Annotated in this window: 15 protein-coding genes, 1 tRNA gene and 1 other RNA gene; 11 read left to right on the top strand and 6 right to left on the bottom strand. The window is 69.8% G+C overall.

Going from position 1 to position 22,879, the window contains the following annotated elements; translation table 11 throughout:
• Positions 1 to 56 precede the first annotated feature (56 nt).
• A complete protein-coding gene (gene aceE, locus AC3WLB_RS09700) occupies positions 57 to 2,783 on the bottom strand; it encodes a pyruvate dehydrogenase (acetyl-transferring), homodimeric type (RefSeq protein ID WP_492505437.1) in 2,727 nt (908 codons plus the stop codon).
• Positions 2,784 to 2,988: 205 nt separating this feature from the next.
• On the opposite strand from aceE, the gene AC3WLB_RS09695 reads away from it, so the two are divergent.
• Positions 2,989 to 3,462 carry a peroxiredoxin gene (locus AC3WLB_RS09695; protein ID WP_022898170.1) on the top strand — a complete coding sequence of 158 codons (474 nt, stop codon included), beginning with the start codon at positions 2,989 to 2,991 and terminating at the stop codon, positions 3,460 to 3,462.
• Between the two features lie 23 nt (positions 3,463 to 3,485).
• On the opposite strand, the gene AC3WLB_RS09690 is transcribed toward AC3WLB_RS09695, so the two are convergent.
• Entirely contained in the window at positions 3,486 to 4,175 is a 690-nt protein-coding gene (locus AC3WLB_RS09690; protein ID WP_022898169.1) for a DUF1345 domain-containing protein, read from the bottom strand.
• 48 nt (positions 4,176 to 4,223) lie between these two features.
• Here AC3WLB_RS09690 and AC3WLB_RS09685 point away from each other — a divergent pair.
• From AC3WLB_RS09685 to AC3WLB_RS09665, 5 genes are all read left to right on the top strand, one after another.
• A tRNA-Val gene (locus tag AC3WLB_RS09685) sits at positions 4,224 to 4,296 on the top strand.
• Positions 4,297 to 4,325: 29 nt separating this feature from the next.
• The gene (locus AC3WLB_RS09680) at positions 4,326 to 5,039 is read left to right on the top strand and encodes an endonuclease/exonuclease/phosphatase family protein (protein ID WP_492505434.1); all 714 of its coding nucleotides are present in this window, start codon (positions 4,326 to 4,328) and stop codon (positions 5,037 to 5,039) included.
• A 49-nt stretch (positions 5,040 to 5,088) separates the two neighbouring features.
• On the top strand, positions 5,089 to 5,952 hold the full coding sequence (locus AC3WLB_RS09675) for an SDR family NAD(P)-dependent oxidoreductase (RefSeq protein ID WP_492505432.1): 864 nt from the start codon (positions 5,089 to 5,091) through the stop codon (positions 5,950 to 5,952).
• A gap of 44 nt (positions 5,953 to 5,996) precedes the next feature.
• The gene (locus tag AC3WLB_RS09670) at positions 5,997 to 6,815 is read left to right on the top strand and encodes a Nif3-like dinuclear metal center hexameric protein (RefSeq protein WP_492505430.1); all 819 of its coding nucleotides are present in this window, start codon (positions 5,997 to 5,999) and stop codon (positions 6,813 to 6,815) included.
• 106 nt (positions 6,816 to 6,921) lie between these two features.
• Entirely contained in the window at positions 6,922 to 7,656 is a 735-nt protein-coding gene (locus AC3WLB_RS09665) for a CT398-like coiled coil hairpin domain-containing protein (RefSeq protein WP_022898166.1), read from the top strand.
• A 448-nt stretch (positions 7,657 to 8,104) separates the two neighbouring features.
• On the opposite strand, the gene rnpB is transcribed toward AC3WLB_RS09665, so the two are convergent.
• The 4 genes from rnpB to panB all read right to left on the bottom strand — a co-directional run bounded on the left by rnpB (position 8,105) and on the right by panB (position 10,356).
• Positions 8,105 to 8,483: RNase P RNA component class A (gene rnpB, locus AC3WLB_RS09660), an RNA gene on the bottom strand.
• A gap of 63 nt (positions 8,484 to 8,546) precedes the next feature.
• Positions 8,547 to 9,326 (bottom strand): polyphosphate--glucose phosphotransferase, encoded by a 780-nt coding sequence (gene ppgK / locus AC3WLB_RS09655; RefSeq protein ID WP_022898165.1) that lies wholly within the window; start codon positions 9,324 to 9,326, stop codon positions 8,547 to 8,549.
• A complete protein-coding gene (locus AC3WLB_RS09650; protein WP_022898164.1) occupies positions 9,323 to 9,511 on the bottom strand; it encodes a hypothetical protein in 189 nt (62 codons plus the stop codon). The genes ppgK and AC3WLB_RS09650 overlap by 4 nt, the downstream gene beginning before the upstream one ends.
• Before the next feature lie 11 nt (positions 9,512 to 9,522).
• Positions 9,523 to 10,356, bottom strand: coding sequence for a 3-methyl-2-oxobutanoate hydroxymethyltransferase (gene panB / locus AC3WLB_RS09645; protein ID WP_022898163.1), 834 nt, complete (start codon positions 10,354 to 10,356; stop codon positions 9,523 to 9,525).
• Between the two features lie 75 nt (positions 10,357 to 10,431).
• Between panB and AC3WLB_RS09640 the strand changes: the two genes are divergently transcribed.
• From AC3WLB_RS09640 to AC3WLB_RS09620, 5 genes are all read left to right on the top strand, one after another.
• Positions 10,432 to 12,378 carry an alpha/beta hydrolase gene (locus AC3WLB_RS09640; RefSeq protein WP_492505425.1) on the top strand — a complete coding sequence of 649 codons (1,947 nt, stop codon included), beginning with the start codon at positions 10,432 to 10,434 and terminating at the stop codon, positions 12,376 to 12,378.
• 68 nt (positions 12,379 to 12,446) lie between these two features.
• A complete protein-coding gene (locus AC3WLB_RS09635) occupies positions 12,447 to 13,784 on the top strand; it encodes a glutamine synthetase family protein (RefSeq protein WP_022895519.1) in 1,338 nt (445 codons plus the stop codon).
• Positions 13,785 to 13,844: 60 nt separating this feature from the next.
• Entirely contained in the window at positions 13,845 to 16,832 is a 2,988-nt protein-coding gene (locus tag AC3WLB_RS09630) for a bifunctional [glutamine synthetase] adenylyltransferase/[glutamine synthetase]-adenylyl-L-tyrosine phosphorylase (RefSeq protein ID WP_492505423.1), read from the top strand.
• A 483-nt stretch (positions 16,833 to 17,315) separates the two neighbouring features.
• Complete coding sequence (locus AC3WLB_RS09625; protein WP_492505421.1) at positions 17,316 to 21,872, top strand: LamG-like jellyroll fold domain-containing protein; 4,557 nt, start codon at positions 17,316 to 17,318, stop codon at positions 21,870 to 21,872.
• 53 nt (positions 21,873 to 21,925) lie between these two features.
• On the top strand, positions 21,926 to 22,840 hold the full coding sequence (locus tag AC3WLB_RS09620) for a S8 family serine peptidase (protein ID WP_492505419.1): 915 nt from the start codon (positions 21,926 to 21,928) through the stop codon (positions 22,838 to 22,840).
• The last annotated feature ends 39 nt before the right edge of the window (positions 22,841 to 22,879 follow it).

Genomic DNA, 22,879 nt, shown 5'->3' with positions numbered 1-22,879 from the left:
GACACCTCCGGAGCGTCCTCGCCCAGGCCGGGATCGATCGGGTCATCGGGCCGGGATCAGCTCTCGCCGCCCGCCGTGCCGGAGGTGCCGGCCGTCACGTCGTACAGGCGGTACTTCTCGATCGCCCAGCTCGGTGCGTTCTGGTCGACCTCGCCGCGGGCGGCGAGCTGCTCGAGCACGCGCACCACCACGGAGGGGCCGTCGATCTTGAAGAAGCGCCGGGCCGCGGGCCGGGTGTCCGAGAACCCGAAGTCGTCGGCGCCGAGCGTGGCGAACTCGCCGGGCACGAACTGGCGGATCTGGTCCGGCACCGCGTGCATGTAGTCGGTGACGGCGACGAAGGGTCCGGGCGCATCCTGCAGCTTGGTCGTCACGTAGGGCACGTGGCGCTCCTCGGTGGGGTGCAGGAAGTTGTGCTCCTCGGCCTTCAGGCCGTCGCGGCGCAGCTCGGTCCACGAGGTGACCGACCAGACATCCGCCGACACGCCCCAGTCGTTCGCCAGCAGCTCCTGCGCCTCGAGCGCCCACGGCACCGCGACGCCGGAGGCGAGGATCTGGGCCTTCGGGCCTTCGATCGCGCCGCCCTTCAAGCGGTAGATGCCACGCACGACGCCTTCGACGTCGAGGCCCTCGGGCTCGGCGGGCTGCACGTGCGGCTCGTTGTACACCGTGAGGTAGTACATGACGTTGGGCTCCGGGTGGGTTCCGCCGTACATCCGCTCGAGTCCGTCGCGCACGATGTGGTTGAGCTCGTAGCCGTAGGCCGGGTCGAAGGTGACCACGGCCGGGTTCGTCGACGCCAGGAGGAGGGAGTGCCCGTCGGCGTGCTGCAGACCCTCGCCGGTGAGCGTGGTGCGGCCTGCCGTTGCGCCGATCACGAAGCCGCGCGCCATCTGGTCGCCCGCCGCCCACAGGGCGTCGCCCGTGCGCTGGAAGCCGAACATCGAGTAGAACACGTAGATCGGGATGAGCGGCTCACCCTGCGTGGAGTAGCTCGTGCCCACCGCCGTGAACGCCGCCAGGGCGCCGGCCTCGTTGATGCCGACGTGGATGATCTGGCCCTGCGGGCTCTCCTTGTAGGCCAGGAGGAGCTCGCGGTCGACCGAGGTGTAGGTCTGGCCCTTGGGGTTGTAGATCTTGTTCGACGGGAAGAACGCGTCCATGCCGAAGGTGCGCGCCTCGTCGGGGATGATCGGCACGACGCGGTTGCCGAAGTCCTTCGACCGGGTGAGGTCTTTCAAGAGGCGCACGAACGCCATCGTGGTGGCGATCTCCTGGTGACCGGAGCCCTTCTTGAGGGTCTGGTACGCCGAGTCGTCGGGCAGCGAGATGGCGGTGTGCTTCGTGCGGCGCTCCGGCAGGTAACCGCCGAGCTCGCGGCGACGCTCGTGCAGGTACTGGATGGCCTCGTCGTTCTCGCCCGGGTGGTAGTAGGGCGGGAGGTACGGGTTCTCCTCGAGCTGCGCATCCGTGACCGGGATGTGCATCTGGTCGCGGAAGGTCTTGAGGTTGTCGAGCGTCATCTTCTTCATCTGGTGGGTCGCGTTGCGGCCCTCGAACGCCGGACCCAGGCCGTAGCCCTTGATCGTGTGCGCCAGGATGACGGTGGGCTGGCCCTTGTGCTCGCTGGCCGCCTTGAACGCGGCGTAGACCTTGCGGTAGTCGTGACCGCCGCGCTTCAAGTTCCAGATGTCGTCGTCGGAGTAGTCCTTGACGAGCTCGAGGGCGCGCGGGTCGCGACCGAAGAAGTTCTCGCGCACGTAGGCGCCCGACTCGGCCTTGTAGGTCTGGAAGTCGCCGTCCGGGACCGTGTTCATGAGGTTCAGCAGCGCACCGTCGGTGTCGCGGGCGAGCAGGTCGTCCCACTCGCGACCCCAGATGACCTTGATGACGTTCCAGCCGGCGCCGCGGAAGAAGCTCTCGAGCTCCTGGATGATCTTGCCGTTGCCGCGCACCGGGCCGTCGAGGCGCTGGAGGTTGCAGTTGATGACGAAGTTGAGGTTGTCGAGACCGTCGTTCGCGGCGACCTGCAGCTGGCCGCGGCTCTCCACCTCGTCCATCTCGCCGTCGCCGAGGAAGGCCCAGACCTGCTGGTCCGACGCATCCTTGATGCCGCGATTGGTGAGGTACTTGTTCAGCTGCGCCTGGTAGATCGCGTTGATCGGGCCGAGACCCATCGACACGGTCGGGAACTGCCAGAACTCGGGCATGAGCCGCGGGTGCGGGTAGGAGCTGAGGCCGCCGCCGGCGTGCGACTTCTCCTGCCGGAAGCCGTCGAGCTGGTTCGCGTCGAGCCGGCCCTCGAGGAAGGCGCGGGCGTAGGTGCCGGGGGAGGCGTGGCCCTGGATGAAGATCTGGTCGCCGCCGCCCGGGTGGTCCTGGCCGCGGAAGAAGTGGTTGAAGCCCACCTCGTAGAGGGCGGCGCTGGAGGCGTAGGTCGAGATGTGACCGCCGACCGCGATGCCGGGGCGCTGGGCGCGGTGCACGAGCATCGCGGCGTTCCAGCGGATCCACGCACGATACTTGCGCTCGAGCGACTCGTCGCCCGGGAAGTCTGGCTCGTTCTCGGGGGCGATGGTGTTGATGTAGTCGGTCGTCGGCACCATCGGCACGCCGAGGTGCAGCTCCTTCGAGCGCTTCAGGAGGCTCAGCATGATGTCGCGCGCACGGCCGTGACCGCGGGCTTCGACGAGAGCGTCGAGGGATTCGTTCCACTCCGCTGTCTCGTCGGGATCGGAATCGATGTGGCCCGCCGAGTAGGGGTCCTGGTCGTTGACAGTCACCGTCGACCTTTCTGTTGATTACAGATCGTTTCGTGTCGGGCGTCGCGCCGGGATGTGGTGCGGAACGCCACAGAACAGCCTAGTGAGTTTAAGCAGAGCGGATGCCCCGTGCCGCCCGCTGTGCCGTTTGGCGTAACGCCGAGGCAGAGCTAAGATGAGGGCGCTTTTGCCGGTGAGACGCCCCGGCAGTGGAAAGGAAGCCATCATGGCTTTGGAGAACGACACTCTGGCCCCCGATTTCGAGCTCCCCAATCAGTACGGTGAGCGCATCCGCCTGAGTCAGTTCCAGGGCAAGAAGCCCGTCGCACTCGTGTTCTTCCCGCTCGCCTTCTCGGGCGTGTGCACGAGCGAGCTGTGCACGCTCGAAGACAACATCTCCCTCTTCAAGGACGCCAACGTCGAACTCATCGGCATCTCGGTCGACTCCAAGGCCACCCTGCGTGCCTGGGCCGAGAAGGAGGGGTACGACTTCACGCTGGTGGCCGACTTCTGGCCGCACGGCGACGTGGCGAAGGACTACGGCGTGTTCCTCGAGGAGAAGGGGTTCGCGAACCGCGCGACCTTCCTCATCGACCAGAACCGCATCATCCGCGCCTCCTTCATCACCGCGCCCGGCGAGGCGCGTTCGATCGCCGCCTACCGCGCCGCTCTTGAAGACCTGGTCCCCGCACACGTCTGAGCTCATTCCGGCTCGCCGGAGGGTCAGCCGAGCAGGCTGACGCCCCGGGCGATCACGAGGGCCAGCAGCACGAATCCCGCGAACGCCTCCAGGCCCATCAACAATTTGGCGCGGTGCGTCAGCGGCATGACGTCGGTGGGGCTGAACGCCATCGAGTCCGACAGCGAGAAGTAGAGGTAGTCGACGAAGCCCGGCAGCCATCCGCTGGTCTTCGACGAGTGCGCTGCCACCTCGGGGCTGGCGTCGTGGTCCTCGTCCTGCGGGAAGCGGAAGTCGGCCGGCGGGATCTCGCTCCGCTTGTGCTGGGTGCGCACCACCGGGCCGCCTCGGTCGAGTTCCCAGTAGAGCAGCGCGAAGCCGATCACATTGGTCAGCCACACCTGCAGGGCGGCGAGCAGCAAGGTGGGGCCGTCTTCGGTGTTCTCGACGAGCAGGCGAACGAGCACCACCAGAAGAGCCTGGTTGGTGACGCCCATGACGAGCACGAGCACCACCCCGAGCCGTCTCGACCACGCGGTCTGGCGCACCATCCGGTGCGGGTTGATCACGATCACCGCCACGAGGAGCGCGAGGCACAGCGCCACGACGCCGTAGCGGACGAGCCCGAAGAAATCCGGTGGCAGCAGCGCGTAGCTCGCGATGATGACGATCACTCCGATGGCGGCCGGCCAGCGGTGCTCGGCCTGCGCACGCTCCTGCTTCACGTCGCTCACGCCCGAAGTCTAAGCCTGTAAGCTTTTCACGCGTCGACGCGGCGCGAGGGGCCTTTAGCTCAGTTGGTAGAGCGCCACGTTTACACCGTGGATGTCATCGGTTCGAGCCCGGTAGGGCCCACAGCGAGAGCTCATGAAGAGTGGGAGCTCATGAAGATCGTCAGCCTGAACCTGCGCGGGTTCTTCGACTGGGATGCCCGGCTTCCGCGCATCGTCGACTACCTCCTCGCGCAGCAGCCCGACCTGGTGCTCCTGCAGGAGGTCGTCTACCTCGCCGATCTCGCGCCGGTTCCGCAGCTCGACCTGCTGAACGCCGAACTCGGTTTCCCGCACCGGCACGCCAGCGTGAGCCGACTGCAGCCGAGCAAGCAGTTCGGCCCGTACCGGGAGGGTCTGGGAATTCTCAGCCGGCTGCCGGTCACGGGCAGCGAGACCCTCATCCTGCTGCACGAGGAGGGCGACCCGCACAACCGGCTGGTGCAGTTCGCCGACGTCGTCGACCCCGCGGATGACACGGGCGCCCCCGACTGGCGGTTCGCGAACGTGCACCTCTCGGTTCGCGACGACTTCGCCCTGCACCAACTCGAAGAGGTGCTCGGCATGCTGGCGGCGCGCGGCGAGACCCGCATCATCGGCGGCGACTTCAACATCAACCACCTGGAGCGCAGCGCCCACCTCTGGCGGCGCGACTACGTCCTCACCTCGGAGATCGAGCACTACGTCTCATTCGCCGGATCGAACCAGGCCAACGACTACTTCCTGGTGCCGAAGACGTACACGACGACCTCCATCACCCTCTCGCCCGACGGCCTCTCCGACCATCGCGCCCTGGCGGTCGAGATCGTGCCGGTGCCGCCCGCCTGATCGAAGGCGGCGACGGATGCGCGGGGCGCAGGGCGAGTAGCGTTGCGTCATGCAGAACAGCACGCCGCGCGTCGTCGTCATCACCGGAGCGAGTTCGGGCATCGGGGCGGTGACCGCCGCCCGGCTGGCGGAGCGGGGTGACCAGGTCGCCGTGGTCGGGCGCAACCCCGAGCGCACCCGTGCCGTGGCCGAGCGAGTCGGCGGCACCGCCTTCGTGGCCGACTTCACCCGCTTCGACGACGTGCGCGCGCTCGCCGAGCAGCTGAACGAGCGGTACGACGTCATCGACGTGCTGCTCAACAACGCCGGCGGCCTGATCTCCACCCGGATCGAGACCGTGGACGGGCACGAGGCCACGATCCAGTCGAACTACCTCTCGCCCTACCTCCTCACCCGGCTCCTGCTGCCACGGCTCGAGGAATCCGCCCGCCGCGACGGCACCGCGCGCGTGGTGTCGACGTCGAGCGTGGCCAACCGCTTCGGCCGCCTCGACCTCGCCGACCTCGACTACGCCGCCCGGCCGTGGCGCGGCGGGTGGCGCGCCTACGGCACCGCCAAGCTCGCCGTGGTGCTCTTCACCCGCGAGCTCGCGCGGCGGGAGGCGGCACGCGAGGGGCGGCCGGGGGTGGACGCGTTCGCCGTGCATCCGGGCGCCATCGTCACGAACTTCGGGGCGAGTTCGCCGCTCATCCGCTTCGGGACCGCGGTGACCGGTGGCCGCTGGGGCGCGACCGCCGAGGTCGGCGCGGCACCGCTCCTGGCGCTCGCGGCCGATGCACCCGTGCCGGCCGCGAGCGGGGTGTACTTCGACCGGCTGCGGCCGGCGGGTGCCGTGGCCCGGCAGGCCGACGACGTGGAGCTGCAGCACGAACTCTGGCGGCGTACCGCCGCGCTGGTCGGGCTCCCCGAGTGACCCGGCCCTTCGGCGTGCTCGGGCCGCTCCAGTAGTCTGGGGAGATGCCCATCACGCTCGCGGAGTTCGACGCCACGGTCGAGCGGCTCTGGCCGACAGAGTTCGCCGAAGGCTGGGATGCGCCGGGCGTCGTGAGCGGAGCATCCGACGACCGCGTCGACCGGGTGCTGCTCGCCGTTGACGCGGTGGCCGACACCGTCGACCAGGCCGTGGCCGTGGGGGCCGACGTGCTGTTCGTGCACCATCCGCTGCTCCTGCGCGGCGTGACGAGTGTCGCCGAGACCGGGTACAAGGGTGCGCTGCTGGCCAAGCTCATCCGCTCGCGCTGTGCCCTCGTGGCGGCGCACACCAATGCCGACATCGTCGACGACGGCACCTCCGCCGTGCTCGCGTCCCGGCTCGGGCTCGTCGACCAGCGCCCGATCACACCGGGTGCGCGGCCGGGCACGGGCATCGGCCGGGTGGGCCGGATGCCCGAACCCACCACGCTCGGCCGGCTCGCGCTGGCGCTCGGCGAGATCCTCCCGGCGACCGCCACGGGTGTGCGCGTCTCCGGCGAGTTCGAGCAGCCGGTCGCCACCGTGGCGCTGTGCGGGGGAGCGGGCGACACGCTGCTCGCCGACCCGGCCGTGCGCGGTGCCGACGTCTACATCACCGCCGACCTGCGGCACCATCCGGCGTCGGAATCCCGGGAGCAGTCGCTGCACGGGTCCGGTCCGGCGCTCGTCGACGTGTCGCACTGGGCGAGCGAGTGGCTCTGGCTCGAGACCGCGGCTGCGCAGCTGACCGAGGCGCTGCCCGAGGTCGAGTTCGTGGTGAGCGACCTGCGCACCGACCCGTGGGATTTCGTGATCACGCAGTGACGCGGCCGAACCCCCGATCTGCACCGACCGCACCGACCGCTCCGACTGCACTGACCGCTTCGATTGCACTGACCGCTCCGACCGCTCCGACCGTGAAGGACCCCCGATGAAGGCTCCGGCTCTCGAACAGCGCAAGCTCCTCGACCTGCAGGCGGCCGACAACCGCATCTCGCAGCTGAACCACACACTCCGCACATTGCCGCAGGAGGCGCGGCTGGCCGAGTTGCAGCGCGACTCGATCGCGGCGCGGCAGGAGTTCGGCGGCGTCAGCGGTGAACTGGAGGACGCCCGGGCCGAGATCGGCCGCATCGAGGGCGACATCCACACCGTGACCGCCCGCGAGAAGCGGGACCACGAGCGGTTGCAGGCGAGTTCGTCGGCGAAGGACATCCAGGGCCTCGAGCACGAACTCGCCTCGTTGAAGGTGCGGCGCTCGACGCTCGAAGACGCCGAGCTCGAGGTGATGGAGCGCGTGGAGGAGATCGAGACGCGGCTCGCCGCCATCACGGCGCGACGCGACGACATCGCGACCGAGGAACGGCTGCTCGCGGCCCAGCGCGACGAGCAGAAGGAGCGGGTGAACGCCCAGCTCGCCGTGGCCCAGTCGGAGCGCTCGGCCATCGCCGCCGGCATCAGCGCCGAACTCCTGGCGCTGTACGAGCGGCAGCGTGAGCGCTACGGCATCGGCGCCGCCCTGCTGCAGCGCGGTGTCTCCCTCGGCAGCAACGTTGCCCTCACGGGCACCGACCTCGCCGCCATCCGTGCCGCCGCCCCCGACGACGTCGTCCTCGACCCCGACAGCAACTGCATCCTGGTGCGCACGGAGGAGTCGGGGCTGTAGGCGGTTCCCGCGCGGGGTTGCGGGGCGGGGTACGGGGGTACCGCATGCGGGTTTCTCGGGAGAGGTTGCGGGTGGGGTACGGGGGTACCCAATGTGTGATTCTCGGGCGAGGTTGTGGGGCGGGGTACGGGGGTACCGCATGACCGCTCCCTCGGGCTCGCCCGGCCTTCGGCTGGGCGGGCCCTTATTGCTCGCGCCGCCGCTTCTGCGGCGCGAGGCGACATGTGAGCGTTCGGTCGCTTCGCGGCCGAGCGCTCACCCTGGGTCGTCGAGCGCGGCCCGCGGCCTGCGCTCCCGTGTCCCAAGTCGTGGGGTGCATCGAGTATCCACCTGTTGCCGGAATCAGGTGCATCATTCCGGCAGTAAGTGGAGACTCCATGTCGCGCGGCGCCGGGCAAGGACCGGCGCCGCCCGGGCAGCCCGAGCGAAGCCCGGGCCGCCCGGCAGGTGAACAGGGCCGGCGATACGCCGGGTTCTGTCCGGGGCTGCGCCCCGTGACGGCCATCTATCTCGGAGCTACGTTGCCGCAGCCCTCCAGCGGTCTACCCGGAAGCTGAGCGAGCAGCCTTGGCGCTTCCTGTCTGACCTTGCTCCGGGCGAGGTTTACCGAGCCGGCTACGTCACCGCAGCCGCTGGTGGTCTCTTACACCACCGTTTCACCCTTACCGCGGGCCGGAGCCCGCGGCGGTCTGTTCTCTGTGGCACTGTCTCGCGGGTCTCCCCGGGTGGGTGTTACCCACCGCCCTGCTCTGTGGAGCCCGGACGTTCCTCGGCACCGCGCCCGGCACGAAGCGCGAGCACGGTGACGCGACCGTCTGCCGGCCCGTTCACGCGCCCCAGTGTAGTGCACGCCGCCGGGCGCTGCGGGCGGACGCGGGCCCGCGCATCCGTCACTCCAGGAAGGTGGTCTTCATGGTCGACAGCTTCGCCGCACCGAGGATGCCGGCGTTGTTGCGCAGCGCGGCGGGCGCGATGGGGGTGTTGAGCTTCAGAAGGGGCAGGAACTCCTCGTAGCTCTTCGAGACGCCGCCGCCGACGAGGAACTGGTCCGGCGAGAACAGCCGCTCGAGGGTGCTGTAGTACTTCTGCAGCCGCTCGGCCCACTTCTTCCAGCTGAGGTCTTCGCGTTCCTTGGCCGAGTACGCCGCTTTGGTCTCGTAGTCGACCCCGTCGATCTCGAGGTGACCGAGCTCGGCGTTCGGGATGAGCACTCCGTTGTAGATGAGGGCGCTCCCGATGCCCGTGCCGAGCGTGGTCATGATGATGAGCCCGCCCTTGCCCTTGGCGGCACCGTACTGCACCTCGGCGAAGCCCGCCGCATCGGCGTCGTTCACGAAGGTGATGTCGCGGTTGAGCGTTTTCTCGAAGAGCTTCTCGGCCTCGAAGCCGATCCACTTCTTCGACACGTTCGCGGCCGACATCGTGACACCGTGCCGCACCACGGCGGGGAAGCAGACGCCCACGGTGGCGGATGCAGGGATGTCGCCGAGTGACTCGAGCAGGTCGCTGACCGTCTTGGCGATGTCGTCGGGCTTGCCGCCCTCGGGGGTCGGGAACTTCTTACGATCGGTGAGCAGTTCGCCGGTCGTCACGTCGACGATGGCGCCCTTGATCCCGGTTCCGCCGATGTCGATGCCGACGGCGACCGTGTCGGGCATGTTCTCGGTCATCGATTGTCGGCCGCGTCGTCCTCGGCCCACTTCGCGCTGTTCGCGCGGAGCTTCTCCAGGGCGTGCTCGGCCTCTTCGTGCGTGGCGAACGGGCCCACCCGGTCGACCACCGACGACACATAGCCCTTCTCGACCTCACCGGTCTTCATGTTGTACCAATACTGGGTCGACGGGTCGTCGCTCATCGTTCCTCCTGTTATTCGTAACTGTGCTCAGGGCCAGGGTAGCTGCCGCCGGCGACGTCGCTGCGGAACTGCTCCACCGCTTGGCTGAGCACCCCCCGCAGATCGGCGTACTGCTTGACGAACTTCGGGACGCGGCCCGTCGAGAAGCCGGCGAAGTCGGTCCAGACGAGCAGCTGCCCGTCGACGTGGGGGCCTGCGCCGACCCCGATGGTGGGGATGCGTAGAGCCTTCGTCACCCGTTCGGCCGCCGCGGCGGGCACCATCTCGAGCACCACCGCGAAAGCGCCGGCCTCCTCCACCGCCAGGGCGTCGGCGAGCAGTTGCTCCTCGCCCTCGCCGCGGCCCTGGATGATGTGACCGCCCAGCCCGTGCTCGCTCTGGGGCGTGAACCCGATGTGCGCCATGACCGGCACCCCGGCATCCACGATGCGGCGGATCTTGTCGGCGCTGCGCACCCCGCCCTCGAGCTTCACGGCGTGGGCGCCGGTCTCCTTCATGAACCGTACGGCGGTGTGCAGCGCCTCCTCGGCACTGTTCTCGTACGACCCGAACGGCATGTCGGCAACCACCAGCGCGCGCTTCACGGCACCGGCGACGGCGCGGGCGAGGGGGATGAGCTCGTCGACCGTCACGGGCAGCGTGGTGTCGTAGCCGTAGACGTTGTTGCCCGCCGAATCGCCCACCAGGAGGAAGTCGATGCCCGCCTCGTCGAAGATCTGGGCCGAGAGCTGGTCGTAGCTCGTGAGCCCGGTGATGAGGATGCCGGTGTCCTTCGCGTTCTGGAAATGACGCGTGCGCACGCGCTTGGTGACCGCTCTCTCAGCGGGCGATGACTGCTCTGGCATGTCATCAGTCTAGTTCCGTGGCATCCCCGCACCGATGCGTTAGGTTATGGCGTACGTAACCCGAATGCGTGAATCGTGACCCGAAACCGAAAGGGAGACGTGGGCCGTCGAACTATTGCGCAGCTCGTGCTGGGGGCGGTCGTCGCCGCGGTGCTCGTCGCAGGGCAGGCACCAGCCGCGAACGCGGCGACCATCGCCGAGCGCAGCTGCCAGCCTGGCCTGCCGGCCGCCGCGAAGTGCGGAACGCTGACCGTTCCCGAGAACCGCGGCAACCCGCAGTCCCGGGGGATCGACCTGCCGTACGTCGTCATCCCGGCCGGCACACAACCGGCCACCGGGACGCCGATCGTGACCATGGCCGGCGGGCCCGGCCAGACCTCGACGGCGGTCGCCGAAGCACTCGCCGCCGACCCGCGCATCGGCGGAACCCGCGACATCGTGGTGCTCGCGCAGCGCGGCAGCACGGAGTCGAGTGCGCCACTGGGCTGCCCGGCCGCCACCACCGCCTACATCGACACGTTCACCGAGGACAACTCGCCGGCCGACGAGATGGCCGACGTCGGGCTCGCGGTGAAGGACTGCCTCACCGCCTTCGCCGACGGCGGCGGAGACATCCAGGGCTACACGAAGTCGGAGACCGTGAACGACGTCATCGAGCTGCGGCAGATGCTGCAGTACCCGACCTGGACGCTCTTCGGCGACTCCTGGTCGACGAAGGTGATGGAGCTCGTCGCCAACCGCGACTCGGCCGGGGTCGACGCACTGGTCCTGAACGCCTTCACGCCCGTCGACCGCGACCTGAAGGGCGACGCCTATCTCGCCCTCTCCGACACCCTCGCCCGGCTGTCCGAGCGCTCCGGCGGCGAGTACCCCGACCTCGCCGGCGACCTCGCGGAGGCGGCCGCCGTGTTCAGCGACGATCCCGTGCACGGTCTGCTCACGAATCCGCTCACCGGCAAGCAGCGCTACTACTCGCTGACCGGGTCGGATGTGGTCACCATTGTGCAGCAGGCGCTCTACGACCCCGACACCGCGGCGACGGTGCCGTACCTGCTCTCCCGCCTCGCCGCGGGGGAGACCAGTGCGATCGGACCCTACATCGACGAGGCGCTCTCCCGCCTCACCCTCACCAGCCTCGGGCAGTACTGGGTGGAGTCCTGCCGTGACGAGCAGCCGTTCTGGAGCGCCGACCCCACCGAGCCGGCCGCCGAGGGCGCTGAGGACACCGATCCCACGCCGCTGCCGGTGCTGACGTACTTCACGGCGGCCGACCAGATCTGCGGTGCGATCGGCCTGGCCCCCGCGCCCGCCGAGTACCGGTCGGCGGCGCCGATCGCCCAGCCGACGCTGATCTTCGCCGGCGACACCGACCCGCTCATCTCGGTGGGCGCCGCCCAATCGGGCCAGCCGGTGCTGCAGTCCAACCAGCTGGTCGTCATCCAGGGCGGCGGGCGCGGCGGAGTGACCGCCGACGCCTGCGCGATGGACCAGCTCGCGACCTGGCTCGCCGCTCCCGGAACCGCGGTGGAGACCACTTGCAGTGACGCGGTGGATGCGCACCCTGCGCTCTCGGCCGACGCCGTGCATCCGGCCCCCCGCTTCGCCTCGGTGGTGGACGCCGTGGATCAGAAAGACCCGTTCCCGCTCACCATCCCGCTCATCTTCGCGATCTTCGCGGGGCTGTGGTTCATCGGCTGGCTGATCGGGGTGCTCGTGCAGGTGCTGCGCCGCGAACCGTTCGGGCTGCTGATCGCGAGCGGCATCGCGCCGGTGACGGGTGTGGTGTTCCTGCTGGCCCTGTGGGTCACCATGTCCGCCGCGCTGGCGGGCAACTCCTCGTTCGCGCTGGCGGGGGTGCCCACGGTGGTGCCATGGCTCGGCATCCTGCTCGGTGTGGGCTTCTTCGGCATCATCCCGGTCTGGCGGCTCGGGTCGCGGGCCACGGCCGCCCTCGCGGCCGGTGCCACGCTGGTCTGGCTCGCGATGATCGTGTGGTTCGTCTGGGTGGCGGTGCTGAGCTAAAGGGCAGCGTTAGCCACTAACCTGGACGTGGGCATGACGCCATGCCGGAGAGAGGGTTTGTTCCGCCGATGGATAAGCAACGGGACTTCGTTCTTCGCACCATTGAAGAGCGTGGCATCAAGTTCGTGCGGCTGTGGTTCACCGATGTCGTGGGCACCCTGAAATCCGTTGCGATCGCCCCCGCCGAGGTGGAGGGCGCGTTCGCCGAAGGCCTCGGCTTCGACGGGTCGGCCATCGAGGGCCTCACGCGCTCGTTCGAGGCCGACGTGCTCGCGCATCCTGACCCGACGACTTTCCAGATCCTGCCCTGGCGCGGGGAGATCGACCCCACCGCACGCATGTTCTGCGACATCACGACGCCTGACGGGCAGCCCGCCGTGGCCGACCCGCGCAACGTGCTGAAGCGCACCCTGGCGAAGGCGGCCGACCGTGGCTTCACCTTCTACACCCACCCCGAGATCGAGTTCTACCTGCTGAAGTCGTCGCAGTACGGCCCCGGCGGCCCGGAGCCCGTCGACTCTGCGGGGTACTTCGACAACGTGCCCGGCGGCACCGCCCACGACTTCCGGCGCCGCTCGGTGCGGATGCTCGAAGACCTCGGCATCTCGGTGGAGTTCAGCCACCACGAGGCCGGCCCGGGCCAGAACGAGATCGACCTGCGGTACGCGGATGCGCTGACCACCGCCGACAACATCATGACCTTCCGCACCGTGATCAAGGAGGTGGCGATCGAGCAGGGCGTCTACGCGACGTTCATGCCGAAGCCGCTGTCCGGGCATCCGGGGTCCGGGATGCACACGCACCTGTCGCTGTTCGAGGGCGACTCGAACGCGTTCTACGAGGCCGGCGCCGAGTACCAGCTGTCGAAGATCGGCCGCAACTTCATCGCGGGCCTGCTGCGCCACGCGCCCGAGATCACGGCGGTCACCAACCAGTTCGTGAACTCGTACAAGCGCCTCTGGGGCGGTGACGAGGCGCCGAGCTTCGTCTGCTGGGGCCACAACAACCGGTCGGCGCTCGTGCGCGTGCCGCTGTACAAGCCCAACAAGGGGCAGTCGTCGCGCATCGAGTACCGCGCCATCGACTCGGCGGCGAACCCGTACCTGTCCTACTCGCTGCTGCTCGCGGCAGGCCTCAAAGGCATCGAGGAGAACTACGAGCTGCCGCCGGAGGCCGAGGACAACGTGTGGAGCCTCACCGACGCCGAGCGTCGCGCCTTGGGCTACGACGCGCTGCCGGCGTCGCTCGACCGGGCCATCAGCCTGATGGAGGAGTCGGAGCTCGTCGCCGAGACCCTCGGTGAGCAGGTCTTCAACTACGTGCTGCTGAACAAGCGGCAGGAGTGGAGCGCCTACCGCGCGCAGGTCACGCCCTACGAGCTCGAATCGAACCTCGAGATCTTGTAGCGTCCACGGTCCGGCCGCCGGCCGGGCCGATGAAATCGCTTGTTCCGACCGAATTCTGCCATGCCTCGTTCTCAGACGACCCTCACCGATCTCGCTCGCGTCGGCTTCGCCCAGCTCGGCTGGGCCGATGAGGAGCTGCGCGCGCTGGTCGAGGCGGTCGATCTGCCGCTGGACGAACTGCTGCTCGCCTTCTCGGCGGCGGCCGACCCCGACCTGGCGTTGCAGGGTCTGAAGCGGCTGCTGCAACGCTCGCCGGAGCGGGCCGCCGAGGCTCTGCACGACCCGGTCGCCGGCCCCCGGCTCGTGCGGCTGCTCGGCGCGTCGAGCGGGCTGACGGATTTCTTCGCCCGGCAGCCCGCGCAGCTGGCGGTGCTCGGGGCTCCCGTGCTCGAGCTGCTCGACGAGCAGGGCGCGAAGCGCGAGCTGCTCGCCGCGGTGGGAGCGAGCGACGGATTCGCCGCGGTGGCCGGCGAAGACGCCTGGACGGCCCTGCGCATCCGTTACCGCGTTCTGCTCGCCCTGATCACGGCCTACGACCTCGAGCAGGCCGATCCGGTGGCCGGGCTCGAGACCATCGCCCGGGCGCTGGCCGACCTCGCGGCAGGAGCGCTGGAGGCGGCCCTGGCCGTGGCCCGCACCCAGCTGTCGACGAAGGGACACGGCCTCTGGTACTTCCCGGCCGAGCAGGTGCGGGCCACCCGGCTGGCGATCATCGGCATGGGCAAGGCCGGAGCGGGCGAGCTGAACTACGTCAGCGACGTCGACGTCATCTTCGTGGCGGAGGGCTCTGGCGAGGTGTCGACCTCCACCGCCGTCGAGATCGGCACGCGCCTCGCCATGGTGACGATGCGCGGAATCGGCGAGACCGGGATCGAGCCGGGCCTCTGGGAGGTCGACCCGAATCTCCGTCCGGAGGGCAAGGCCGGCGCGCTGGTGCGCTCGCTCGAGTCGCACGCCGCCTACTACGACCGCTGGGCGAAGAACTGGGAGTTCCAGGCACTGCTGAAGGCGCGCCCGCTCGCGGGCGACGGCGAGCTCGGCGAGGACTACACGCGTCTCGTCGCCCCGAAAGTGTGGTCGAGCGCCTCGCGGGAGAACTTCGTGGAATCGGTGCAGCGGATGCGCGAACGCGTCACCGAGCACATCAAGTCCGATGACGTCGAGTACCAGCTGAAGCTCGGGCCCGGGGGCCTACGCGACATCGAGTTCACGGTGCAGCTGCTGCAGCTCGTTCACGGTCAGACCGATGAGCGTGTGCGCCAGCGCGGCACGCTGCCCGCGCTGGCGGCGCTGGCCGAGGCGAGCTACATCGGCCGGGTGGAGTCGGTCGAGTTCGCCCGGGACTACCGCATCCTGCGCCTGCTCGAGCACCGCATGCAGCTGCGCAACCTCAGCCGCACCCACCTGATGCCGCGTGACGAGAGCGAGCAGCGCGTGCTGGCCCGTGGCAGCGGGCTGGCCACGAGCGCCGGCGAACTGATCGGGCGGTGGAGCGCGATCAAGGTGCGGGTGCGGTCGTTGCACGAGCGGCTGTTCTACCGGCCGCTGCTCGCCGCGGTCGCTGCGCTCTCACCCGACGAGCAGGCGCTCACGAGCGAGCAGGCGGAGGCCCGGCTCGCCGCCATCGGGTTCCTCAACCCGGCCGGGGCGCTCGCCCACATCGCCGCCATGACCGCCGGGGTGTCGCGCCGCGCGGCCATCCAGCGCACGTTGTTGCCCGTGCTGCTGCAGTGGTTCGCCGACGGCGCCGACCCCGACTACGGGCTGCTCGCCTTCCGTCGCCTCTCCGACACGCTGGGCGAGAGCTACTGGTTCCTGCGGATGCTCCGCGACTCCTCGGGGGCCGCGGCACGGCTCACCCAGGTGCTCTCTGGATCGCGGTTCGTGGGTGAGCTGCTGGAACGCATCCCCGAGGCCGCCGCCTGGCTCGAGAACGACGAAGAGCTCCGGCCGCGCCCGATGGCGCAGCTCGAGGAGGAGATGCGGGCGATCGTGGCCCGCCACGACACGCCGGATGCGGCGGCGATGGCTCTGCGTGCGGCCCGCCGGCGCGAGGTGCTGCGGCTGGCGTTCGCCTCCATCCTCGGCATGGTGACGGTGGAGGAGCTGGGGCGCGGCCTGACGGCCATCACGACGGTGCACCTCGAGGGCACGCTGAGCGTCATCCGGCAGTCGGCCGCCCCGGTGAAGGGCGACGGCATCGAGTTCGCGATCATCGGCATGGGTCGTTACGGCGGGGGTGAGCTCGGGTTCGGGTCGGATGCCGACGTGCTCTACGTCTACCGGCCCCTGACGGTCGACAAGCAGACCGCGCAATCGGTGGCGCAGTTCATCGTGAACGAGCTGGTGCGGCTCACTGACGACGCACGGCTGCCGCTCGACCTCGACATCGATCTTCGGCCCGAGGGGAAGAACGGGCCGGCGGTGCGCTCGCTCGAGTCGTACGCGGCCTACTACGAGCGCTGGTCGCTGACCTGGGAGGCGCAGGCGCTGCTCCGCGCGAACGGGGTGGCCGGCGACCGGTCACTGATCGAGTCGTTCCACGCGCTGGCCGACACGGTGCGTTACCCGAAGGCGATCTCGGAGACCGAGATCCGCGAGGTGAAGCGCATCAAGGCCAGGGTGGAGAAGGAGCGGCTGCCGCAGGGCGCCGATCCGTCGCGGCACCTGAAGCTCGGTCGCGGGTCGCTGTCGGATGTCGAGTGGTACGTGCAGCTGCTGCAGTTGCAGCACGCCGCCCGGCTGCCGGCCCTCCGCACGACATCGACGCTCGAGGCGCTGGCCGCGGCCGAGGAGGCCCATCTCGTCTCCGCCGACGACGCGCGCAAGCTGCACGACGCGTGGATCTTCGCCTCGCGCGCGCGGTCGGCCATGACGCTGTGGCTCAATCGCACGGCGGACGTGCTGCCCGCCGACCGCCGCCAGCTGGAGGGTGTCGCGCGCCTGCTGGAGTACCCGCCGGGTTCGGCGAGCCGCCTCGAAGAGGACTATCTCGGCGTGACGCGCCGGGCGCGCACGGTGTTCGAGCGCCTGTTCTACGGCGGCTAGATTCTTCGGCACCTCGGTGGGGGATGCCGCAGTCGTGCTTCGTTCTGGAAGAGTGGAAGCGCGGGAGGTGACCGGGGCGGCCGGACGCCGCGCTTGCGTGGCATCCGTTCCGCCCGAAGCGAAGCGGGCGTATGGTCCTCACCAGGGGCCCCAGAACGCGACCCGATGATGGGAATTCCCCGCCAGGTGGCTATTGGGGAGTCATCTGGCGGGGAATCGTCACCGCTCTGCGGCGGCGTTGGGGACACCGCCTCGGGCAGAGCAGCCCGTACAGATCTCAGGCGCCCTCGATCTGCCTCCAACAACTTATGCACGTTCGGTGCATCCGCGCATCCGGGCTCAGCAAACTCCCAACTATTCGTCACCTGTCCGAGACGCACTCGGCCCGCCATCCCCCCTTTTGCGGGCTGACGACGGCAGGACAGCTGGGCTAGCGTGATGCTCTGCGGTGGTCGGCCGCCGGTCGACCATGGGCAGGGGACGATGGCGCGGAGCACTCAGCAGAAGCGAGGCTTGTACCTCCTCGGTGGGGCGGGAGTCCTGGCGTTCGTGCTGGCGATTGCGACCATCGTGTCGCTCGTGAGCAGCAGCTCCGGCGGCGGCTCCCTGACGGCCGCGGGCTCCGGCGGGCCGACCGCGGCGGCGCCCGGTTCGACGGCGGCGGCCAGTCCGCCGGCAACCCGTCCACCCACGCCCCGGGCCTCGCAACCGGCCCCGACTCCACCCGGCGCGCCCTCGCCCGTCGACCCGGGAGTGCGGGACTCGGCATCCGGTTCGGGGTGGGACGACACCGGCGACGGGCCCGCGGACGGCGGCGACGGGCGGCCAGGCGGCGGCAGCGGCGACACCCCCACCTCCCCGGCCACCCCCACTCCACCGCCGGCCAGCCCGACGCCGCCTCCGGACGACAGCACTCTCCCGCCCGGCTCGACTCGCTCGATCTTCGACGGTGACGGCAATCTCGCCATGCCGATGCCGAGCCTCCTGCATGAGACGGCGGTCGAGCGCTCGGCCGACGGCTCCGCCGTCGTGACGTTCGGATTCGGCTTCGATGTCGCGAACCAGCAGAGTCGCGCCGGCGTCCGGCAGGACTCGGCGGTCATCCACGTGATGGTCTCCGACACGCTGAGCGCCGGGGGAGGACCGCTCCGCTCGCAGACGCCGGTCTTCTCCCAGACCCTGGTCGAGTCCCGCCTCGACGCGGCCCACGTCGAGCGCGACTACCGGGTCAGACTCCCGGCCGACGTCGTGAGTTTCCTCGACACCCGCGGATTCGCGAGCCCCGATCCGAGCATCCGCCGGGCTGCGCTGGTGTACGTCGATCTCGACGTGCAGGTCATGCGCGACTTCAAAGTGGTCGACGGCGAGTGGGACTGGCAGCAGGGTCGTGCCTGGACGGCGGCCGACCTCCCGGTGCAGGTGGCGGACAACACGGACTCGTCGAGCATCACCGTCACGAACGACACCGCCGCCGGCGTCTACCGGACAAACCTGGCGGTCGTTCCCGACGTCAACTGGATCGAGGGCGCCGTGGACGTCGACGCGACCAGCGCGACCCTCTCCATGAACTCCGACCTGCTCGAGAGCACCGATGCCTACGCGGCACCGATCTCGCTCTCCGGGCAGTCGGTGCAGTGCATCGCTCAAGGCAACGGCTCGAATCCGCAGGGCTTCGCTCTCATGAACGGCTGGGACATCGAGCAGGGTCTGGCCCCGGGCACCGTGCCGCCCGGCGCTTCCGTCACCGAGACGGTCGTGGCCGACGACTCCCTCGGCGCGCCGACGGAGGACATCATCGAGGACACCGGGACGGCCACGGTGCAGACCACGGCGGCGGCGCTGAACTACACCACCCCCGGCGCCAAATCGGCGACCCAGTACACCTACATGCTCGCGCTCGGCCTCGACACGGTCAGTGACGGCGCGACGGTGGCGCTCGGCATCCCGATCAAGGCCATCGTCGAGCTCGGCATCGCCATCGCGGATGCCGCGAACGACAGCTGCGCCGACTTCGCCAACATCTTCAACCTCACGGCGGTCGAGCCGAGCGGAGCGCAGTCGAGCGTGAGCTGGGCCGATCAGACCGACGGGCTGTTCAGCGTCTACGACTCGGCCAGCAACAGCGGCACCCCGGTCACGGACAGCGTGCAACTCTCCCGCTCGACGGGCACGATGACCGGCGTCGTCGACGGGAACGCGTACGCCGTGAATCCGTATCTGTCGCAGTACCCGACGACGGCTTGCGGTGACGCCAGGAGCTGCTCGGGCAACGAGATCACGCTGCGCTGGTCGGCCACCAACCCCTGCCCCCAGCTGAACAGCGGCGACTGCCTGCCCGACGCCGCCGACATCGCATCGCCACAGCTGACGGTTCCCGGCACGTCGCTCTGCGGAGTCGACAACGAACTCTGCCCGGTGGTCGCCGCCCCGATCTCCAGTGCCTCCGACGTTCCCGCCCAGGCCGACCTCGCGGGCACCGAGGGCAGCCCCTACTCGGTGCTGATGCAGAAGAACGTGTCCGAGACCACCACGGGCCTTGCCACCGACGACGCCGGGAACGTCTACACCGGCACCGGCTCGGGCACGTTCCAGGTCACCACGCCGCTCGGCGTCTCCACGCCCATCCTCGACCTCGCCTCGGGCATCAGCACCATGACGTCGGTCGACGGCCTCATCTACGCCGCGGTCGACGACGGGGAGCTGATCGTCTACGACCCGGCCGACGGCTTCTCCTACCCCTCCGTCATCAGCTCGGATGCCCACATCACGTCGATGGCCGCCACCGGCGGGGGCACGATGTACTACGTCGACAGCGACGACAACCTCGTCTTCTACCCGCCGTTCGATGCCGACGACCCCGACCAGGGCGCCGGCGATCTGGTCGCTCCCGCCAGTCGCTGGCCGCAATTCGACGGCAATCTGGCCGGGCAGTCGATCACCTCGATGACCTCCGACGGCACCTACCTCTTCTTCGGCTTCGGCAACGGATACGTGATGAAGTGCACGCTCACCGATTGCGGCGCCAGCCTGGAGCTGTGGGTCGATCCCTTCGCTCTGCCCGACTACGAGGGCAACGGCGACCTCTCGAGCTTCGGGGCCGACGCGCTCACCCTCGTCGGCGACAGCCTCTACCTCGGCGGCTCCGACGGTTCGCTCTACCAGGTGGATGCGCTGAGCGGCGCCGTCTCGACCATCCAGACGGTGGGCAGCGACTCCGCCGCGGTGGCCGGGCTGGCGGTGGCCGACGGGGCGCTCTACGTCGGCGGGTGCTTCGGCATCGAGAGCCCCATCACCGGTGAGTTGGTGGGCGTGTTCACCCTGCCCGTGATCGACGGCGAGAACTCGACCTACGCGGCTCCGATCGGCGCCAACGAGAACTACTTCGACAGCTGCATCAACCCGTCCTCGACTACCTCGCATTTCAAAGGGTTCGACGCCGCCGACTATCAGCTCGTGGTCTCCAAGCCCGACCCCACCCTGCCGGCCATCGTCTACGTGGCGTACTCGATCGACGGCACGAGCTCGATCGTCGCCCTGCAGAACACCTCGCTGCCGAGCGTCGGAGTGTGCACCGGAAACTGCCCGGCCGACACCCAGCCGTCCTACTACGACACCGACACGACCACGAGCCCATCGCCCCGGGTCACGAGCCTGGCCGCCCTCGGCGCGCCGGCGATCGAGAACTCCTGCGGCAGCACCGGCCAGCCCGCCGGATCGTCGTACGCCACCACCGCGACCGGCCCGTTCGGCACTGCCGGGCCGGCGGGCATCACGATCGACGACGGGTTCCAGCTGACCGCCGCCGGCTCCAGCACCCGGGCCTGCACCACCCAGTTCAGTTGGTCGCTGAACGACGTGGGAACCCTTCCCTACGGCTACTGGGCGGCCATGGCCTACCCGGACTCGATCACCGCCCCCTCGACGCCGGTGGCGTTCGGCGCATCCGGTGCCTGGAACTACTCGACGGTCACGGTGCCGGGCAGCATCGACGAGAACGGCACGATCATCACAGCCGCGTACCCGTGGTGGGTCTTCGCGCCCGGCTTCCTCACCACGTCGGCCGCCGAGATCCTCACCCCGTACGCCGACCCACTGATCGCCACGCCCCCGACCCTCGAGTCGCCGCCGGTGCTCGCGGCGCCCCCGAGCACCGCGGTCGGGGAGGACGGAGCACCGATCGTCGTGAGCCTCGGCGACAGCACCATGCTGGTGCTCACCATCACCGTCCCTGCCGGCAGCGACCCCGTCGTCCTCGACCTGGCCGAGGACACGCTCACCGGCACCGGCACCCCGCCCACCCCGCCCGCGACGCCCGCCGCGTGCGCGCCGTTCGACCTCGCGCTGGCCGGGTCTGACGCCGCGGTCTATCCGCTCGACGACACCATTCCCATCGCGCTCGACATCACGGGCGACGGGCACAACGGCACCATCTACTCGCCCGGACCCCAGAACGTCCCGACCGGGCCGGCGGTCGGGTGTCCGGCTGCCGGGAGCCTCACCTTCGACGCCGGCGCGACACGGGTCGACACGGGGCCGGGCACGAGTGATCTCGTCGACGGGGCGGAGCTGACGGTGATGGCCTGGTTCCAGGCGCCTGGCGGCCCGGTGGGCGGAACACCGCGCCTGATCGCGAACGCGCACACCGACGAGACCTGGGCCGGCTTCCAACTGGCGTTGAACGGCAGCGGCGACGGTGTCTCCTCGGGATTCTTCGACGTCGGCACCGGCACCGCCCTCGGCACGGCGAACTGGCAGACCACATCGCCGCTCGTGGCCGGCCAGTGGTACCAGCTGGTGGGTGTGTACGACGGATCGACGGTCGCGGTCTACCTCGACGGTGTGCTGATGGGGACGGGCAGCGCGGCCGGCCCGGTTCAGCCCGGCACGGACGACGTGCAGATCGGATTCGATCCGGCATACGACTCCGACTTCTTCGGCGGGCAGATGGCCGACGTGATGCTGTCCTCGACCGCGCTCAGCGCCGCCGACGTCGCGGCCATCTACGAGCAGGTCACCGGCACCGCTGCTGCGGGCGGATGACGGGCCGGACGCGACCTCCGCGGACCCGTGCCGCGATTGGCGGCGGTGCGGTGATGCTGTCCGTGTCCCTGCTGTTCGCGGGATGCGCTGCTCCGACGGCGCCGACCGCACCGGCGGCGCCGACGGCATCGCCCGGCGTCGTGCCTGCCGGATGCGGGTCCCGCACCGACACGGCAGCGTGGCCGCTCGCGGCGCTCGACCTCCCCGCGCTCGACCGGGCGGCCGGTGCGGGTGTGACGGTCGCCGTGATCGACTCGGGTCTGGTGCCGGGCATCCTGCCGGAGTCGGTGATCGCATCCGGCAGCCGGTCGCTGGTCGACGGCGAGCCACTCGACGCCGACGGGGGACACGGTTCGCACATGGCGGAACTGGTGCATGAGGTCGCACCGGAGGCGAGCATCCTGGTGTTGAAAGCGCTCGACCGGTCCGGGCACGGGACCGAGGCGACGATCGCCGAGGCGGTGGCCGGTGCGGCCGCATCGTCGGCCGACGTCATCCTGCTCAGTCTCGAGAGCGGCGGCGGCGACGCCGCGCTGGAGGCGGCGCTCAGCACGGCGGTCGACAGCGATGCTGTTCTCGTGATCGCCGCCGGAAACCAGCAGCTCGATCTCGACCGATTTCCGCGCTACCCCGCCGGCTACGACCTTCCGGGCGCGCTCGTCGTGGCGGCGGTGGACGACGACGGGTCGATCGGAGGCTCGTCGAATTGGGGGGCGTCGACGGTTGCTGTCGCGGCTCCAGGAGTCGACGTCCCCGTCACGGCGGTCGGGGCCGGCTCGGGTACCATCTCGGGGTCGTCGCCCGCAGCGGCCCTGGCCGCGGGTGTCGTCGCGTTGACCCTCGACGGGGAGTCCCCGCGAGCGGTGGTCGACCGTCTCTCGGCGACGGCCCGCCAGCACTCCGGCCTCACCGACCGCGTGCGCAGCGGCGGCATCATCGACGCCTCCGCCGCCCTCGGCTGCGGCTGACACCGTCGTGCCCGATGCACCAATGCGACAGGGCCGCAC

This window comes from Herbiconiux sp. FW305-C-125 (genome assembly GCF_058783455.1).
The sequence above is the reverse complement of the archived record's forward strand: the minus strand, read 5'-3'. Positions and strand labels throughout refer to the sequence as shown.

Excerpts from the sequence above, each read along its gene's own strand:
- AC3WLB_RS09695 (WP_022898170.1), top strand. The coding sequence starts at position 2,989 with ATGGCTTTGGAGAACGACACTCTGGCCCCCGATTTCGAGCTCCCCAAT.
- AC3WLB_RS09680 (WP_492505434.1), top strand. The coding sequence starts at position 4,326 with ATGAAGATCGTCAGCCTGAACCTGCGCGGGTTCTTCGACTGGGATGCC.
- AC3WLB_RS09675 (WP_492505432.1), top strand. The coding sequence starts at position 5,089 with ATGCAGAACAGCACGCCGCGCGTCGTCGTCATCACCGGAGCGAGTTCG.
- AC3WLB_RS09670 (WP_492505430.1), top strand. The coding sequence starts at position 5,997 with ATGCCCATCACGCTCGCGGAGTTCGACGCCACGGTCGAGCGGCTCTGG.
- AC3WLB_RS09665 (WP_022898166.1), top strand. The coding sequence starts at position 6,922 with ATGAAGGCTCCGGCTCTCGAACAGCGCAAGCTCCTCGACCTGCAGGCG.
- ppgK (WP_022898165.1), bottom strand. The coding sequence starts at position 9,326 with ATGACCGAGAACATGCCCGACACGGTCGCCGTCGGCATCGACATCGGC.
- AC3WLB_RS09650 (WP_022898164.1), bottom strand. The coding sequence starts at position 9,511 with ATGAGCGACGACCCGTCGACCCAGTATTGGTACAACATGAAGACCGGT.
- panB (WP_022898163.1), bottom strand. The coding sequence starts at position 10,356 with ATGCCAGAGCAGTCATCGCCCGCTGAGAGAGCGGTCACCAAGCGCGTG.
- AC3WLB_RS09635 (WP_022895519.1), top strand. The coding sequence starts at position 12,447 with ATGGATAAGCAACGGGACTTCGTTCTTCGCACCATTGAAGAGCGTGGC.
- AC3WLB_RS09630 (WP_492505423.1), top strand. The coding sequence starts at position 13,845 with ATGCCTCGTTCTCAGACGACCCTCACCGATCTCGCTCGCGTCGGCTTC.
- AC3WLB_RS09625 (WP_492505421.1), top strand. The coding sequence starts at position 17,316 with ATGGCGCGGAGCACTCAGCAGAAGCGAGGCTTGTACCTCCTCGGTGGG.
- AC3WLB_RS09620 (WP_492505419.1), top strand. The coding sequence starts at position 21,926 with ATGCTGTCCGTGTCCCTGCTGTTCGCGGGATGCGCTGCTCCGACGGCG.